Here is a 14,984-nt window from a genome sequence, read left to right as displayed (position 1 = left end):
CGTCAGCACGGCGGAGAAGTCACAGTTCCAGGAGGATCCCCCAGTGGCGAAGGCGAAGTTCGAGCGGACCAAGCCGCACGTCAACATCGGCACGATCGGTCACATCGACCACGGCAAGACCACGCTGACGGCGGCAATCACCAAGGTTCTGCACGACAAGTACCCGACCCTGAACCAGGCGTCGGCGTTCGACCAGATCGACAAGGCTCCCGAGGAGCGCCAGCGCGGCATCACGATCTCGATCGCGCACGTCGAGTACGAGACCGAGAAGCGCCACTACGCGCACGTCGACTGCCCCGGGCACGCCGACTACATCAAGAACATGATCACCGGTGCGGCGCAGATGGACGGCGCCATCCTGGTGGTCGCGGCCACCGACGGCCCGATGCCGCAGACCCGCGAGCACGTGCTGCTGGCCCGCCAGGTCGGCGTGCCCTACATCGTGGTCGCGCTGAACAAGGCCGACATGGTCGACGACGAGGAGATCCTCGAGCTCGTCGAGCTGGAGGTCCGCGAGCTGCTGTCGTCGCAGAACTACCCGGGTGACGACCTGCCCATCGTGCGCGTCTCGGCGCTGAAGGCGCTCGAGGGCGACGCCGAGTGGGGCGAGAAGCTGCTCGGCCTGATGGACGCGGTCGACGAGGCCATCCCGGAGCCGGAGCGCGACATCGAGAAGCCGTTCCTCATGCCCGTCGAGGACGTCTTCACCATCTCCGGCCGCGGCACCGTGGTCACCGGCCGCATCGAGCGCGGCATCGTCAAGGTGAACGAGGAGGTGGAGATCGTCGGCATCAAGGAGCAGTCCTTCAAGACCGTCACGACCTCCATCGAGATGTTCAAGAAGTTCCTCGACCAGGGCCAGGCCGGCGACAACGCGGCGCTGCTGCTGCGCGGTGTCAAGCGCGAGCAGGTCGAGCGCGGCATGGTCGTCACCAAGCCGGGCACGACCACCCCGCACACCGAGTTCGAGGGCCAGGTCTACATCCTGTCCAAGGACGAGGGCGGCCGTCACACGCCGTTCTTCAACAACTACCGGCCGCAGTTCTACTTCCGGACCACGGACGTGACCGGTGTGGTGACCCTGCCCAGCGGCACCGAGATGGTGATGCCGGGCGACAACACCAAGATGAGCGTGAAGCTGATCCAGCCGATCGCCATGGAGGAGGGCCTGCAGTTCGCCATCCGCGAGGGTGGGCGGACCGTCGGCGCCGGCCAGGTCACCAAGATCAACAAGTAAGACCCCCCGGGTCGAGGCTGCCCACCGCGGTGTGGCATCCTTGACGGGTTGCGCGTTGGAGATCGGCGCACACGGATGTCCCCGTGTGCGCCGGTCCCGCGCCAGCCCCCGAGCACAGTGACCCCCCAGGGGGCACGGGTGATCCGGGGAGCGGTCTGAGGGTCGAGTGCGACACGCCCGACCTCGTGGACCGGCGCCACCACGGACGGTACGGCCGAGCGCAGCTCGGTGGCGGTTGCACGTGCGCGTCACCCGGGACATCCGTCAACGAGCGGCAGGAAGAGAAGGACGACCGACGACCATGGCGGGACAGAAGATCCGCATCAGGCTGAAGGCCTATGACCACGAGGCCATCGACGCCTCCGCGCGCAAGATCGTCGAGACGGTCACCCGCACGGGTGCGCGGGTCGTCGGGCCCGTGCCGCTGCCGACGGAGAAGAACGTCTACTGCGTCATCCGCTCGCCGCACAAGTACAAGGACTCGCGCGAGCACTTCGAGATGCGCACCCACAAGCGGCTGATCGACATCCTCGACCCGACGCCGAAGACGGTCGACGCGCTCATGCGCATCGATCTGCCGGCCTCGGTCGACGTGAACATCCAGTAGGGCTTGGACTGATGAGCGAGAGGCAGATCACCGGGATCCTGGGCACCAAGCTCGGGATGACCCAGGTCTTCGACGAGAACAACCGGGTGGTCCCGGTCACCGTGGTCCAGGCCGGGCCGAACGTGGTGACGCAGGTCCGCACCCCCGAGAAGGACGGCTACACCGCCGTCCAGCTCGCCTTCGGCGCGATCGACCCGCGCAAGGTGAACAAGCCGCGCACCGGCCACTTCGCGAAGGCCGGCACCACGCCGCGCCGCCACGTCGTCGAGCTGCGCACCTCCGACGCCGGCCAGTACGAGGTCGGCCAGGAGATCGGTGCCGACGTGTTCGCCGCCGGCGCGCTGGTCGACATCGTCGGCACCAGCAAGGGCAAGGGCACCGCGGGTGTCATGAAGCGCCACGGGTTCAAGGGCCTCGGCGCCAGCCACGGCACCCAGCGCAAGCACCGCTCGCCGGGTTCCATCGGCGGCTGCGCCACCCCGGGCCGGGTCTTCAAGGGCCTGCGCATGGCCGGTCGCATGGGCAACGCCCGCACGACCACGCAGAACCTCACGGTGCACCGCGTCGACCCCGACAACGGGCTGCTGCTCATCAAGGGTGCCGTCCCCGGCCCCAAGGGCGGCCTGCTGCTGGTCAAGAGCGCCGCGAAGGGTGGTGTCACGGCATGAGCACGAACCTCACCAAGGGCTCCGTCGAGCTGCCCGCGCACGTCTTCGACGCGCCGGCCAGCATCCCGCTGATGCACCAGGTGGTGACCGCCCAGCTGGCGGCCGCGCGCCAGGGCACGCACTCCACCAAGACCCGCGGCGAAGTCCGCGGCGGTGGCCGCAAGCCCTACCGCCAGAAGGGCACCGGCCGGGCCCGCCAGGGCTCCACCCGGGCGCCGCAGTTCACCGGCGGTGGCGTGGTGCACGGCCCGCAGCCGCGCGACTACGCGCAGAAGACGCCCAAGAAGATGAAGGCCGCCGCGCTGCGCGGTGCCCTCTCCGACCGGGCCCGCCACGGCCTCGTGCACGTCGTCCCCTCGCTGGTCGAGGGCGACACGCCGTCCACCAAGTCGGCCCGGCTGCTGCTGGCCGACCTGCTCGGCGACGCCGGCACCCGCGCACTGGTCGTCATCGGCCGCGAGGACGCGGTGAGCTGGCTCAGCCTGCGCAACCTGTCGACCGTGCACCTCATCGAGCCGGGCCAGCTGAACACCTACGACGTGCTCGTCAACGACGTCGTCGTGTTCACCGAGGACGCGCTGGCCGACTTCCTCGAGGGCCCCATCGGGACCCCGACGAAGCGCGGCGCCAAGGCCTCCGCCCGCGAGAGCGAGACGGTCGAGCAGCCGGGCGACGAGCAGGGCGCCAAGTACGGCCCGCAGAGCCACGCGCCGCTGGCCGACGGCTCGCAGCCGGAGGGCTTCCCGGTCAAGGGCAACGAGGACTCGATGCTCTACCACGTGCCGGGCAGCTCGTTCTACGCCCGCACGGTCGCCGAGGTGTGGTTCACCGACGCCGACGCGGCCGAGGCGGCCGGCTTCTCCCTGCCGCCGTCGCAGCGGGCCGACACGTCGAAGAAGGCCCCTGAGGCCGACACGGCGCAGACGGAGGAGACGGAATGATCCCCGACCCGCGGGACATCCTGCTCGCGCCGGTGGTCTCGGAGAAGAGCTACGGCCTGCTCGAGGAGCGGCAGTACACCTTCGTCGTGCACCCCGACGCGAACAAGACCCAGATCAAGATCGCCGTGGAGAAGGTGTTCGGGGTCAAGGTGCTCAGCGTGAACACCCTGAACCGCCCGGGCAAGCGCAAGCGCTCCCGAACCGGCTACGGCAAGCGCAAGGACACCAAGCGCGCGATCGTCACGCTCTCCGAGGAGAGCCGGACGATCGACGTGTTCGGCGGCCGGGCGAGCTGAGGGGCTGAACAATGGGCATCCGCAAGTACAAGCCGACGACCCCGGGCCGCCGCGGTTCGAGCGTCGCCGACTTCGCCGAGATCACCCGGACCACGCCGGAGAAGTCGCTGATCCGTCCGCTGCACAGCAAGGGCGGGCGCAACGTGCACGGGCGGGTCACCACCCGGCACCAGGGCGGTGGGCACAAGCGCGCCTACCGGCTGATCGACTTCCGGCGCAACGACAAGGACGGCGTGCCGGCGAAGGTCGCGCACATCGAGTACGACCCGAACCGCACCTCGCGGATCGCGCTGCTGCACTACGCCGACGGTGAGAAGCGCTACATCATCGCCCCGGCGAAGCTCAAGCAGGGCGACCGCGTCGAGGCCGGGGCGCGCGCGGACATCAAGGTGGGCAACAACCTGCCGCTGCGCAACATCCCGACCGGCACCGTGGTGCACGCGATCGAGCTCCGCCCGGGTGGCGGCGCAAAGATCGCCCGTTCGGCGGGCGCCGGCGTCCAGCTGGTCGCCAAGGACGGTCCCTACGCCCAGCTGCGCATGCCGTCCGGCGAGATCCGCAACGTCGACGTGCGCTGCCGCGCCACCGTCGGCGAGGTGGGCAACGCCGAGCACTCCAACATCAACTGGGGCAAGGCCGGCCGCATGCGGTGGAAGGGCAAGCGCCCGACCGTCCGAGGTGTCGCCATGAACCCGGTCGACCACCCCCACGGTGGTGGTGAGGGCAAGACCTCCGGTGGTCGCCACCCGGTCAACCCCGCGGGCAAGCCCGAGGGCCGCACCCGCCGCACCAAGCCGTCCGACAAGCTGATCGTCCGCCGGCGTCGTACCGGCAAGAAGCGCTGAGCAGGGAGGTAACCAATGCCGCGCAGCCTGAAGAAGGGCCCGTTCGTGGACGACCACCTGCTCAAGAAGGTGGACGCTCTCAACGAGTCGGGCAAGAAGACCGTCATCCGGACCTGGTCCCGCAGGTCCACCATCATCCCCGACATGATCGGCCACACGATCGCGGTGCACGACGGCCGCAAGCACGTGCCGGTCTTCGTCTCGGATTCGATGGTCGGCCACAAGCTGGGGGAGTTCGCCCCCACGCGGACCTTCCGAGGCCACATCAAGGACGACCGCAAGGCGCGCAGGCGCTAGGTCGGGTCGGAAGAGCAGAGGAGAGATCATGGCTGTCACAGCCGAGAGCTCTGCCGCCGCGCCCGTCCGGGCGCGCGCGGTGGCGCGTTACGTGCGCATGTCGCCGACGAAGGTGCGGCGGGTCATCGCCCTGGTGAAGGGGCGCCCGCTGCAGGAGGCTCTGGACATCCTGCGGTTCTCGCCGCAGGCCGCCGCCGAGCCGGTCTACAAGGTCATCGCCAGCGCCGCGGCGAATGCCGAGAACAACCTCGACATCGACCGCGACACCCTGGTGGTGGCTGAGCTGACCGCCGACGAGGGCCCGACGCTCAAGCGCATCCGTCCGCGCGCCCAGGGGCGCGCCTACCGGATCCGCAAGCGGACGAGCCACATCACCGCCGAGGTCGAGTCCGCTCCGGAGAAGTCCGGCGGCCGGGGTGCCCGCGGTGCGAAGGGGAGGGCCCGCTAATGGGTCAGAAGATCAACCCGCACGGTTTCCGGCTCGGCATCACCACCGACTGGAAGTCGCGCTGGTACGCCGACAAGCAGTACGCCGAGTACGTCAAGGAGGACGTCGAGATCCGCCGCATGCTCTCCAAGGGCATGGAGCGGGCCGGCATCTCCAAGGTCGAGATCGAGCGCACCCGCGACCGGGTGCGGGTCGACATCCACACCGCCCGGCCGGGCATCGTCATCGGCCGCCGCGGCGCGGAGGCCGATCGGATCCGCGGCAACCTCGAGAAGCTGACCAAGAAGCAGGTCCAGCTCAACATCCTCGAGGTCAAGAACGCCGAGTCCGACGCCCAGCTGGTGGCGCAGGGCGTGGCCGAGCAGCTGTCCAACCGGGTGGCGTTCCGCCGCGCGATGCGCAAGGCCATCCAGTCGGCCATGCGCTCGCCGCAGGTCAAGGGCATCCGGGTGCAGTGCTCGGGCCGCCTCGGCGGCGCCGAGATGTCCCGCTCGGAGTTCTACCGCGAGGGTCGCGTCCCGCTGCACACGCTGCGCGCCGACATCGACTACGGCCTGTTCGAGGCCCGCACGTCGTTCGGCCGCATCGGCGTCAAGGTGTGGATCTACAAGGGCGACGTGGTCGGTGGGCGCCGTGAGGGCGCGCCGGCGTCGGCCCCGAGCGCGGACCGCGCGCCGCGGCGCGAGCGCCCGCAGCGCCGCCGTTCGGGTGCCTCGGGCACCACGGGCAGCGGCACCGAGGCCGGCCGGGCCGCCGCCGAGCGCAGCGACAACCGCGACGCCGGGGCGAACCAGGGCGGCGTCGCCACCATCGAGGCCGACCAGGCCGCGCAGGGTGGGGAGAGCTGAGCCGTGTTCATCCCCCGCAAGGTCAAGCACCGCAAGCAGCACCGGCCGCACCGCACCGGTGCGTCCACCGGTGGCACGCGCGTCACCTTCGGCGAGTTCGGCATCCAGGCGCTGGAGCCGGCCTACGTGACGAACCGGCAGATCGAGTCCGCCCGTATCGCCATCAACCGGCACATCCGCCGCGGTGGCAAGGTGTGGATCAACGTCTTCCCGGACCGTCCGCTGACCAAGAAGCCCGCCGAGACCCGCATGGGCTCCGGCAAGGGCTCGCCGGAGAAGTGGATCGCGAACGTGAAGCCGGGCCGGGTGCTCTTCGAGATGAGCTACCCCAACGAGCAGACCGCTCGCGAGGCGCTCCGCCGCGCGATCCACAAGCTGCCCATGAAGTGCCGGATCGTGACCCGTGAGGGTGGTGACATCTGATGGCCACGACGACCGCTGCCGAGCTGCGCGAGCTCACCGACGAGGAGCTCACGCTCCGCGTGCGGGAGGCCAAGGAGGAGCTGTTCAACCTCCGCTTCCAGATGGCGACCGGGCAGCTCGACAACAACCGGCGGCTGCGTACCGTCCGGCACGACATCGCGCGGATCTACACGATCATGCGCGAGCGCGAGCTGGGCCTCTCGGCCGCCCCCGACGAGAGTGACGAGGGCGCGGCATGAGTGACGCGAAGACGCCGCCGCAGGCCGAGGTCCGCGGCGAGCGCAAGGTCCGCGAGGGCCTGGTGGTCTCGGACAAGATGGACAAGACCATCGTGGTGACGCTCGAGGACCGGGTGAAGCACCCGCTGTACGGCAAGGTCATCCGCCGGACGAGCAAGGTCAAGGCGCACGACGAGGCCAACACGGCCGGCGTCGGCGACCGCGTCCGGCTGATGGAGACCCGCCCGCTGTCGGCCACCAAGCGCTGGCGTCTGGTGGAGATCCTGGAGAAGGCGAAGTGATCCAGCAGGAGTCGCGGCTGCGCGTCGCGGACAACACCGGTGCCAAGGAGATCCTGTGCATCCGGGTGCTGGGTGGCTCCGCGCGTCGGTACGCGGGCATCGGCGACACCATCGTCGCCACCGTGAAGGACGCCATCCCGGCGGCCGGTGTGAAGCGCGGTGACGTCGTCAAGGCCGTCATCGTGCGCACGGTCAAGGAGCGGCGCCGGCCCGACGGCAGCTACATCAGGTTCGACGAGAACGCCGCGGTGCTGATCAAGGACAACGGCGAGCCGCGGGGTACCCGCATCTTCGGCCCGGTCGGGCGCGAGCTGCGCGACCGGAAGTTCATGAAGATCATCTCGCTGGCTCCGGAGGTGCTCTGACATGAAGATCAAGAAGGGCGACACCGTCCAGGTGATCGCGGGCAAGGACAAGGGCGCGAAGGGCAAGGTCATCCACGCCTACCCCGACCGCGACCGGGTCCTGGTCGAGGGCGTGAACCGGATCAAGAAGCACACCCGGGTCAGCCAGAACCAGCGCGGCGCGCAGTCCGGCGGCATCGTCACCCAGGAGGCGGCGATCCACGTCTCCAACGTGATGCTGGTCGACTCCGAGGGCAAGCCCACCCGCGTCGGCAAGAAGGTCGGCGAGGACGGCAAGCGCGTGCGGGTCTCCAAGCGTTCCGGGAAGGAGATCTGATCATGACCACCGCTGAGAAGGTGGCGCCGCGGCTCAAGCAGCGCTACCGCGACGAGATCGCGGGCGAGCTGCGCGAGCAGTTCTCCTACGCGAACGTCATGCAGATCCCGGGCGTCGTCAAGGTCGTCGTCAACATGGGTGTCGGCGACGCCGCCCGCGACGCCAAGCTCATCGACGGCGCCGTGCGCGACCTGGCCACCATCACCGGCCAGAAGCCGCAGGTCCGCCGGGCCACGAAGTCCATCGCGCAGTTCAAGCTGCGCGAGGGCATGCCGATCGGCGCGAAGGTCACCCTGCGCAACGACCGGATGTGGGAGTTCCTCGACCGGCTGCTGACCATCGCGCTGCCCCGCATCCGCGACTTCCGCGGCCTGTCGCCGAACCAGTTCGACGGCCGGGGCAACTACACGTTCGGGCTCAACGAGCAGTCGATGTTCCACGAGATCGACCCGGACTCCATCGACCGTCCGCGCGGCATGGACATCACGGTCGTCACCACCGCCACGACCGACGAGGAGGGCCGGGCTCTGCTGCGCAAGCTCGGCTTCCCTTTCAAGGAAGCGTGAGATGGCCAAGAAGGCTCTGATCATCAAGGCTGCGGCCAAGCCGAAGTTCAAGGTCCGCGGCTACAACCGGTGCCAGAAGTGCGGCCGCCCGCGCGCCGTCCTGCGCAAGTTCGGCCTGTGCCGGATCTGCGTCCGCGAGATGGCGCACGCCGGCGAGCTGCCCGGCGTCAGCAAGAGCAGCTGGTAGCTCACCAGCAAGCCCCTATTCGCCGAAGGCCCTCCGGGGAACCACGGCGGGAAAGCAGTGACGTCACATGACGATGACCGATCCCATCGCAGACATGCTCACGCGTCTGCGCAACGCCAACTCGGCGTACCACGACCAGGTGGTCATGCCGCATTCCAAGCTCAAGGTCGCCATCGCGGAGATCCTGCAGCGCGAGGGCTACATCGCAGGCCACCGCACCGAGGACGCCGAGGTCGGCAAGTCCCTGGTCATCGAACTCAAGTACGGGCGCAACCGCGAGCGCAGCATCGCCGGTCTGAAGCGGATCTCCAAGCCGGGCCTGCGGGTCTACGCGAAGTCCACGGGTCTGCCCCGGGTCCTCGGCGGTCTCGGCATCGCGATCATCTCGACGTCGGGCGGGCTGCAGACCGAGCGCCAGGCATACAGGAACGGCGTGGGCGGGGAAGTCCTCGCCTACGTCTGGTGAGGGGTTAGGAACATGTCCCGCATCGGGAAGCTGCCCATCACCGTGCCGTCCGGGGTCGACGTGGCCATCGACGGCCGCACGGTGACAATCAAGGGACCCAAGGGCACCCTTTCGCACACCGTCATCGAGCCGATCACGGTCGAGCGCGACGACACCGGCGCCGTCCTGGTCAAGCGGCCGGACGACGAGCGCAAGACGAAGGCCTACCACGGCCTGTCGCGCTCGCTGCTGCACAACCTGCTGGTCGGCGTGACCGCCGGCTACGAGAAGAAGCTGGAGATCCACGGCGTCGGCTACCGCGTGGCGCTGAAGGGCTCCTCGCTGGAGTTCGCGCTCGGGTTCAGCCACCCCGTCGTGGTCCAGGCGCCGGAGGGCATCACCTTCACGGTCGAGACCCCGACCCGGTTCTCGGTCTCCGGCATCGACAAGCAGCTGGTCGGCGAGGTCGCCGCCAACATCCGCAAGCTGCGCAAGCCCGACCCCTACAAGGGCAAGGGCGTGCGGTACGCAGGCGAGGTCATCCGCCGCAAGGTCGGGAAGACGGGTAAGTGATCATGGCAGACACGACTTCTTCGATCTCCAACGCTGCGCGCAAGCGCCAGGCGTCCCAGGTCGGGCGCAAGCGCCGGGCCTCGATCGGCCGCCGGCACGCCCGGCTGCGCAAGAAGGTCGCCGGCTCGGAGCTCCGGCCCCGCCTGGCGGTCAAGCGCAGCTCGCGCCACATCGTGGTCCAGCTCATCGACGACGCCGTCGGCAAGACGCTGGCCTCGGCCTCCAGCCTGGAGGCCGACGTCCGCTCCGTCGAGGGCGACAAGAAGGCCCGCGCGAGCAAGGTCGGCGAGCTGATCGCCGCCCGCGCCCGCGAGGCCGGCGTCACCGCGGTCGTCTTCGACCGCGGCGGGAACGACTACCACGGTCGGATCGCGGCGCTCGCCGACGCCGCCCGTGAGGGCGGCCTGGAGTTCTGATGAGCGGGCGCATGTTTCTGATTCAGCACAGTGAAGGGATCGTCTGATGCCGGGACGTACACGGCGTGACGGCGGGGGCCCGGGTGGCGGCGACAACCGCGACCGCCGGGACCGCCGGGACGGAGGCCGTGGCGGGGCGGCCCAGGACAAGACCCCGTACATCGAGCGGCTGGTCACGATCAACCGCGTGGCCAAGGTCGTCAAGGGCGGTCGGCGCTTCAGCTTCACCGCCCTGATGATCGTGGGCGACGGCGACGGCCTGGTCGGCGTCGGCTACGGCAAGGCCAAGGAGGTGCCCGCGGCGATCGCCAAGGGTGTGGAGGAGGCGAAGAAGAACTTCTTCCGCGTCCCCCGCATCGGCGGCACGATCGTGCACCGGGTGCAGGGCGAGGCCGCCGCGGGCGTGGTGCTGCTGCGCCCGGCGAGCGCCGGTACCGGTGTCATCGCCGGTGGTCCGGTGCGCGCGGTGCTGGAGTGCGCCGGCGTGCACGACGTGCTCTCCAAGAGCCTCGGCAGCGACAACGCCATCAACATCGTGCAGGCCACCATCGCGGCGCTGAAGATGATCCAGCGCCCGGAGGAGGTGGCGGCCCGACGCGGGCTGCCGCTGGAGGACGTCGCTCCGGCCCGCATGCTCCGCGACCGCGCGGCCGCCGCGCAGGGTGCGAGGTCGTGATGGCTACCAAGTCCAAGGCCGCGTCGTCCGTCAGCCCGACGGCGCAGTCCACCCCGGCCAGTGACACGGTCCTGCGGGTCACCCAGCTGCGCAGCGGCATCGGGTGCAAGCAGAACCAGCGCCAGACGCTGCTCGCGCTGGGTCTGCGCAAGATCCGTCAGACCCGCGACTGGCCCGACACGCCGCAGGTTCGCGGCATGATCCACACCGTGCGGCACCTCGTCGCGGTGGAGGAGGTCGAGCCCTCGTGAGCACCGAGAAGGACACCGAGAAGGGGACCGCGGGCGCAGGCGCCAAGGTCCGCCCGATCAAGATCCACCACCTGCGGCCCGCCCCCGGCGCGAAGACCCCGAAGACGCGGGTCGGTCGCGGTGAGGGCGGCAAGGGCGGCAAGACCGCCGGCCGCGGCACCAAGGGCACCAAGGCCCGCAAGACCGTGTCGGCCGCCTTCGAGGGCGGGCAGATGCCGCTGCACATGCGGCTGCCCAAGCTCAAGGGCTTCAAGAACCGGTTCCGGGTCGAGTACCAGGTCGTCAACATCGGCGACCTGGCCCAGCTGTTCCCCGAGGGCGGCACGGTCGGCGTCGACGAGCTCGTCGCGGCCGGTGCGGTCCGCCCCCGCAAGCTGGTCAAGGTCCTCGGCGACGGCGAGCTCGACGGCATCGCGCTGACGGTGTCGGCGCACGCCTTCTCCGGCTCCGCCCGTGACAAGATCACGGCGGCTGGCGGGACCATCACCGAGCTGTAGTCGGGACCCGTTCGGTGCGGGCCGGCGCCATCGCGCCGGTCCGTGCCGTGCGGGTGACGCGACCGCGTAGAGTCGTTCGGGGCCGCAGCGCTGTGCCAACAGCGCTGGTGCAGCCCACCAGTACAGGAGGATCACCGAGTGCTCAGCGCTTTCCGTTCGGCACTGACCACCCCGGATCTCCGCAAGAAGATCCTCTTCACGCTCGGGATCGTGGCGATCTACCGGCTGGGGGCGGCCATCCCGTCGCCCGGGGTGTCGTACCCCAACGTCCAGCAGTGCATCCGGCAGGTCGAGGGCGGCGAGAACTCCAGCGTCTACTCGCTGATCAACCTGTTCTCCGGCGGCGCCCTGCTGCAGCTGTCGATCTTCGCGCTGGGCATCATGCCCTACATCACGGCGAGCATCATCGTCCAGCTGCTCACGGTCGTGATCCCGCGGTTCGAGCAGCTGAAGAAGGAAGGGCAGTCGGGTCAGAACAAGCTGACCCAGTACACCCGCTACCTGACGATCGCGCTGGCCATCCTCCAGGCCACGGGCATCATCGCGCTGGCCGACCGGGGTCAGCTGTTCGGCGAGTGCAGCCTGCCGGTCATCCCGGACTCCAGCGTCTACAACCTGCTGATCATCATCATCGTGATGACCGCGGGCACCGCGGTGATCATGTGGCTGGGCGAGCAGGTCACCGAGCGCGGCATCGGCAACGGCATGTCCCTGCTGATCTTCGCCTCGATCGCGGCCCGGATCCCCATCGAGGGCGAGAACATCCTGACCAACGGCGGCCCGCTGGTGTTCGGCGGCGTCTGCCTGTTCGGCCTGGCGATCATCGCCAGCGTGGTGTTCGTCGAGCAGGGCCAGCGGCGCATCCCGGTGCAGTACGCCAAGCGCATGGTCGGGCGCCGCATGTACGGCGGCACCTCGACCTACCTGCCGCTGAAGGTCAACCAGGCCGGCGTCATCCCGGTCATCTTCGGGTCGTCGCTGCTGTACCTGCCCGACCTGATCTCCCGGCTCGCCGGCACGGCCGACAGCGGCTTCAGCCAGTTCGTCCAGACCTACCTGGTCGACCAGTCGAACTGGGTGCACATCACGCTGTACTTCGCGCTGATCATCTTCTTCACGTACTTCTACGTCGGCATCACCTTCAACCCGGAGGAGCGCGCCGACGAGATGAAGAAGTTCGGCGGGTTCATCCCGGGCATCCGCCCGGGCAGGCCGACCGCCGAGTACCTCAACTTCGTGCTCTCCCGCATCACCCTGCCCGGATCGCTGTACCTGGGCCTGATCGCGGTCCTGCCGAACTTCTTCCTCGGCATCACCGGTAGCGGCCAGAACCAGAACTTCCCGTTCGGCGGCACCGCAGTGCTGATCATGGTCGGTGTGGGGCTGGACACGGTCAAGCAGATCGAGAGCCAGCTCATGCAGCGGAAGTACGACGGTTTCCTGCGCTAACGTCAGGCGCACGGGGGTGGCATTCGTCGGGGTGGCTGGGTTCAGGAGGATCTGTGGTGCGTCTGGTTCTGGTCGGCCCGCCGGGGGCGGGTAAGGGGACGCAAGCCGCTCGGCTCGCCGAGGAGCTCGACGTCCCGCACATCTCGACGGGCGACTTGTTCCGGGCGAACCTGGATCGGCAGACCCCGCTGGGTGTCGAGGCCAAGCGCTACATGGACGCCGGCGACCTGGTGCCCGACTCGGTCACCGTCGAGATGGTGCGCGACCGGCTCACCGCCGACGACGCCGCCAAGGGCTTCATCCTCGACGGCTTCCCGCGCACCGTGAGCCAGGCAGGCGCGCTGGCCGAGATCCTCACCGACCGCGGCGAGACCCTCGACTCGGTCGTCGAGTTCCGCGTCCCGGAGGACGAGCTGGTCGCCCGCCTGCTCGGCCGCGGCCGCGCCGACGACACCGAGGCGGTCATCCGCAACCGCCAGCAGATCTACCGCGACGAGACCAGCCCGCTGCTGGCCTTCTACGCCGACCGGCTCATCAGCATCGACGCGGTGGGCACGGTCGACGAGATCACCGCCCGGGTGCTGGCGGCCCTGCGGTCCAGCTGAGGGACGAGGAGATGGGACGCGGCGGAGTGCGCACCATGCTGGCCCGGTGGCGCGGGCGCGACATCGAGCTCAAGTCGCCCGGCGAGCTCGAGGCCATGCGCGCGGCGGGCGCCGTCGTCGCCGCCGCGCTGGCCGCGGTCACCGCCGCGACGAAGCCGGGGGTCAGCACCCAGGAGCTGGACGCGATCGCCGAGGAGGTCATCCGCGCCGCCGGCGCGGTGCCCTCCTTCCTCGGCTACCACGGCTTCCCGGCCTCCATCTGCGCCTCGGTGAACGAGCAGATCGTGCACGGCATCCCGTCGGCGCAGACCGTGCTGTCCGACGGCGACCTCATCTCGGTCGACTGCGGCGCCATCCTCGACGGGTGGCACGGCGACGCCGCGGTCACGCTCCCGCTCGGCGAGGTGTCCGCGGCCGACCTGGCGCTGTCCGCGGCCTGCGAGGCGGCCCTGCACGCCGGGATCGCCGCGATCGGCCCGGACGCCCGGCTGTCCGACATCTCGCACGCCGTGCAGCGCTCGTGCGAGGAGTCGGCCCGCCGCGACGGCGCCGACTACGGGATCGTCGCCGAGTACGGCGGGCACGGCATCGGCACGTCGATGCACATGGACCCGTTCCTGCCCAACTACGGCGAGCCGGGCCAGGGCCCGCGGCTGCGCCCGGGCATGGCGCTGGCGGTCGAGCCGATGCTCACCGCGGGCGACCCGGAGACCCGCGAGCTGGACGACGGCTGGACGGTCGTGACGGCCGACGGCGCGCGGGCGGTGCACTGGGAGCACTCGGTCGCGGTGACCGAGGACGGCCCCCGCATCCTCACGCTCCCCGCCGGTTCCTGAGGTCCGGTCAGCCGACGATCCCGTTCTCGTAGGCGTAGACCACCGCCTGCGTGCGGTCGCGCAGCCCGAGCTTGGCCAGGATCCGGCTGACGTGCGTCTTCACGGTCTGCTCGGCCAGCACCAGCTCGCCGGCGATCTCACCGTTGGTCAGCCCGCGGGCGACCTGGCGGAGCACGTCGAGTTCGCGCGGGGTGAGCGCGGCGACGGCGCCGGGGCGCAGCCCGGCGCGCTGCCGGCGGGCGAACTCGGCGATCAGCCGCCGGGTGACCGACGGGGCCAGCAGTGCCTCGCCGCCGGCCACCACGTGCAGCGCGTGCACCAGGTCGGCGGCCGGGGCGTCCTTGAGCAGGAAGCCGCTCGCCCCCGCGGCCAGCGCGGCGTAGACGTACTCGTCGAGGTCGAACGTGGTCAGCACGACGACCCGCGGCCCATCCGCGAGGGGCGGGTCGCCGAGCAGCCGCGCGGTCGCGGCGATGCCGTCCAGGCGGGGCATCCGCACGTCCATCAGCACGACGTCCGGGGCGAGCGCGCGGGCCACGGCGACCGCCTCCTCGCCGTCGCCCGCTTCACCGACGACCTCGATGCCCGGCGCGCCGGACAGCACGGCGACGAGGCCGTCGCGGACCATGAGCTGGTCGTCGGCGACCACCACGGTGATGGGCACGGCGGCGA

At 70.0% G+C, this 14,984-nt stretch carries 26 protein-coding genes; 25 read left to right on the top strand and 1 reads right to left on the bottom strand.

What is annotated here, in order from left to right:
• The first annotated feature begins 43 nt into the window (after positions 1 to 43).
• The 25 genes from tuf (at position 44) to map (ending at position 14,312) form a co-directional block, all read left to right on the top strand.
• Positions 44 to 1,237 (top strand): elongation factor Tu, encoded by a 1,194-nt coding sequence (gene tuf, locus KDL28_RS08020; RefSeq protein WP_252436731.1) that lies wholly within the window; start codon positions 44 to 46, stop codon positions 1,235 to 1,237.
• Between the two features lie 301 nt (positions 1,238 to 1,538).
• Positions 1,539 to 1,844: a 30S ribosomal protein S10 gene (gene rpsJ, locus KDL28_RS08015; protein ID WP_003938093.1), complete on the top strand. Its 306-nt coding sequence runs from the start codon at positions 1,539 to 1,541 to the stop codon at positions 1,842 to 1,844.
• Between the two features lie 11 nt (positions 1,845 to 1,855).
• Positions 1,856 to 2,512, top strand: a complete 657-nt coding sequence (rplC, locus tag KDL28_RS08010; RefSeq protein ID WP_252436730.1) for a 50S ribosomal protein L3 — start codon at positions 1,856 to 1,858, stop codon at positions 2,510 to 2,512.
• Entirely contained in the window at positions 2,509 to 3,453 is a 945-nt protein-coding gene (gene rplD / locus KDL28_RS08005) for a 50S ribosomal protein L4, sunset domain variant (protein WP_443698372.1), read from the top strand. The genes rplC and rplD overlap by 4 nt, the downstream gene beginning before the upstream one ends.
• Positions 3,450 to 3,749, top strand: coding sequence for a 50S ribosomal protein L23 (rplW, locus tag KDL28_RS08000; RefSeq protein ID WP_252436729.1), 300 nt, complete (start codon positions 3,450 to 3,452; stop codon positions 3,747 to 3,749). The genes rplD and rplW overlap by 4 nt, the downstream gene beginning before the upstream one ends.
• An 11-nt stretch (positions 3,750 to 3,760) precedes the next feature.
• The gene (rplB, locus tag KDL28_RS07995; RefSeq protein ID WP_252436728.1) at positions 3,761 to 4,594 is read left to right on the top strand and encodes a 50S ribosomal protein L2; all 834 of its coding nucleotides are present in this window, start codon (positions 3,761 to 3,763) and stop codon (positions 4,592 to 4,594) included.
• 15 nt (positions 4,595 to 4,609) lie between these two features.
• Positions 4,610 to 4,891 carry a 30S ribosomal protein S19 gene (rpsS, locus tag KDL28_RS07990; protein WP_020622935.1) on the top strand — a complete coding sequence of 94 codons (282 nt, stop codon included), beginning with the start codon at positions 4,610 to 4,612 and terminating at the stop codon, positions 4,889 to 4,891.
• Positions 4,892 to 4,919: 28 nt separating this feature from the next.
• Complete coding sequence (gene rplV / locus KDL28_RS07985; protein ID WP_252436727.1) at positions 4,920 to 5,339, top strand: 50S ribosomal protein L22; 420 nt, start codon at positions 4,920 to 4,922, stop codon at positions 5,337 to 5,339.
• Positions 5,339 to 6,187, top strand: coding sequence for a 30S ribosomal protein S3 (gene rpsC, locus KDL28_RS07980; protein ID WP_252436726.1), 849 nt, complete (start codon positions 5,339 to 5,341; stop codon positions 6,185 to 6,187). The genes rplV and rpsC overlap by 1 nt, the downstream gene beginning before the upstream one ends.
• A 3-nt stretch (positions 6,188 to 6,190) precedes the next feature.
• On the top strand, positions 6,191 to 6,610 hold the full coding sequence (gene rplP / locus KDL28_RS07975; RefSeq protein WP_214402163.1) for a 50S ribosomal protein L16: 420 nt from the start codon (positions 6,191 to 6,193) through the stop codon (positions 6,608 to 6,610).
• Positions 6,610 to 6,849 carry a 50S ribosomal protein L29 gene (rpmC, locus tag KDL28_RS07970; protein WP_252436725.1) on the top strand — a complete coding sequence of 80 codons (240 nt, stop codon included), beginning with the start codon at positions 6,610 to 6,612 and terminating at the stop codon, positions 6,847 to 6,849. Before rplP ends, rpmC begins: the two co-directional genes overlap by 1 nt.
• Entirely contained in the window at positions 6,846 to 7,130 is a 285-nt protein-coding gene (gene rpsQ / locus KDL28_RS07965; protein WP_252436724.1) for a 30S ribosomal protein S17, read from the top strand. Before rpmC ends, rpsQ begins: the two co-directional genes overlap by 4 nt.
• Positions 7,127 to 7,495, top strand: a complete 369-nt coding sequence (gene rplN / locus KDL28_RS07960) for a 50S ribosomal protein L14 (RefSeq protein WP_252436723.1) — start codon at positions 7,127 to 7,129, stop codon at positions 7,493 to 7,495. The genes rpsQ and rplN overlap by 4 nt, the downstream gene beginning before the upstream one ends.
• A 1-nt stretch (position 7,496) precedes the next feature.
• Positions 7,497 to 7,811, top strand: coding sequence for a 50S ribosomal protein L24 (gene rplX / locus KDL28_RS07955; RefSeq protein ID WP_252436722.1), 315 nt, complete (start codon positions 7,497 to 7,499; stop codon positions 7,809 to 7,811).
• Between the two features lie 2 nt (positions 7,812 to 7,813).
• On the top strand, positions 7,814 to 8,377 hold the full coding sequence (gene rplE, locus KDL28_RS07950) for a 50S ribosomal protein L5 (RefSeq protein ID WP_252436721.1): 564 nt from the start codon (positions 7,814 to 7,816) through the stop codon (positions 8,375 to 8,377).
• A gap of 1 nt (position 8,378) precedes the next feature.
• Positions 8,379 to 8,564 carry a type Z 30S ribosomal protein S14 gene (locus KDL28_RS07945; protein ID WP_252436720.1) on the top strand — a complete coding sequence of 62 codons (186 nt, stop codon included), beginning with the start codon at positions 8,379 to 8,381 and terminating at the stop codon, positions 8,562 to 8,564.
• A 67-nt stretch (positions 8,565 to 8,631) separates the two neighbouring features.
• Positions 8,632 to 9,030: a 30S ribosomal protein S8 gene (rpsH, locus tag KDL28_RS07940; protein WP_252436719.1), complete on the top strand. Its 399-nt coding sequence runs from the start codon at positions 8,632 to 8,634 to the stop codon at positions 9,028 to 9,030.
• 12 nt (positions 9,031 to 9,042) lie between these two features.
• Complete coding sequence (gene rplF, locus KDL28_RS07935) at positions 9,043 to 9,582, top strand: 50S ribosomal protein L6 (RefSeq protein ID WP_252436718.1); 540 nt, start codon at positions 9,043 to 9,045, stop codon at positions 9,580 to 9,582.
• On the top strand, positions 9,579 to 9,998 hold the full coding sequence (rplR, locus tag KDL28_RS07930) for a 50S ribosomal protein L18 (protein ID WP_372496915.1): 420 nt from the start codon (positions 9,579 to 9,581) through the stop codon (positions 9,996 to 9,998). Before rplF ends, rplR begins: the two co-directional genes overlap by 4 nt.
• A 46-nt stretch (positions 9,999 to 10,044) precedes the next feature.
• Positions 10,045 to 10,674, top strand: coding sequence for a 30S ribosomal protein S5 (gene rpsE, locus KDL28_RS07925; protein WP_252436717.1), 630 nt, complete (start codon positions 10,045 to 10,047; stop codon positions 10,672 to 10,674).
• 71 nt (positions 10,675 to 10,745) lie between these two features.
• Positions 10,746 to 10,925, top strand: a complete 180-nt coding sequence (gene rpmD, locus KDL28_RS07920) for a 50S ribosomal protein L30 (protein WP_252436794.1) — start codon at positions 10,746 to 10,748, stop codon at positions 10,923 to 10,925.
• Between the two features lie 56 nt (positions 10,926 to 10,981).
• The gene (gene rplO, locus KDL28_RS07915) at positions 10,982 to 11,422 is read left to right on the top strand and encodes a 50S ribosomal protein L15 (RefSeq protein WP_252436793.1); all 441 of its coding nucleotides are present in this window, start codon (positions 10,982 to 10,984) and stop codon (positions 11,420 to 11,422) included.
• 138 nt (positions 11,423 to 11,560) lie between these two features.
• Positions 11,561 to 12,871, top strand: coding sequence for a preprotein translocase subunit SecY (secY, locus tag KDL28_RS07910; RefSeq protein WP_252436716.1), 1,311 nt, complete (start codon positions 11,561 to 11,563; stop codon positions 12,869 to 12,871).
• 53 nt (positions 12,872 to 12,924) lie between these two features.
• The gene (locus tag KDL28_RS07905; RefSeq protein ID WP_252436715.1) at positions 12,925 to 13,476 is read left to right on the top strand and encodes an adenylate kinase; all 552 of its coding nucleotides are present in this window, start codon (positions 12,925 to 12,927) and stop codon (positions 13,474 to 13,476) included.
• Positions 13,477 to 13,487: 11 nt separating this feature from the next.
• Positions 13,488 to 14,312: a type I methionyl aminopeptidase gene (gene map, locus KDL28_RS07900; RefSeq protein WP_252436714.1), complete on the top strand. Its 825-nt coding sequence runs from the start codon at positions 13,488 to 13,490 to the stop codon at positions 14,310 to 14,312.
• A gap of 7 nt (positions 14,313 to 14,319) precedes the next feature.
• Here the strand turns inward: map and KDL28_RS07895 are convergent, their stop codons facing one another.
• The gene (locus KDL28_RS07895; RefSeq protein WP_252436713.1) at positions 14,320 to 14,976 is read right to left on the bottom strand and encodes a response regulator; all 657 of its coding nucleotides are present in this window, start codon (positions 14,974 to 14,976) and stop codon (positions 14,320 to 14,322) included.
• Between the last annotated feature and the right edge of the window lie 8 nt (positions 14,977 to 14,984).

Source organism: Pseudonocardia humida, from assembly GCF_023898865.1.
Lineage (GTDB): Bacteria > Actinomycetota > Actinomycetes > Mycobacteriales > Pseudonocardiaceae > Pseudonocardia > Pseudonocardia humida.
This window is presented reverse-complemented; position numbering and strand designations above follow the sequence as displayed.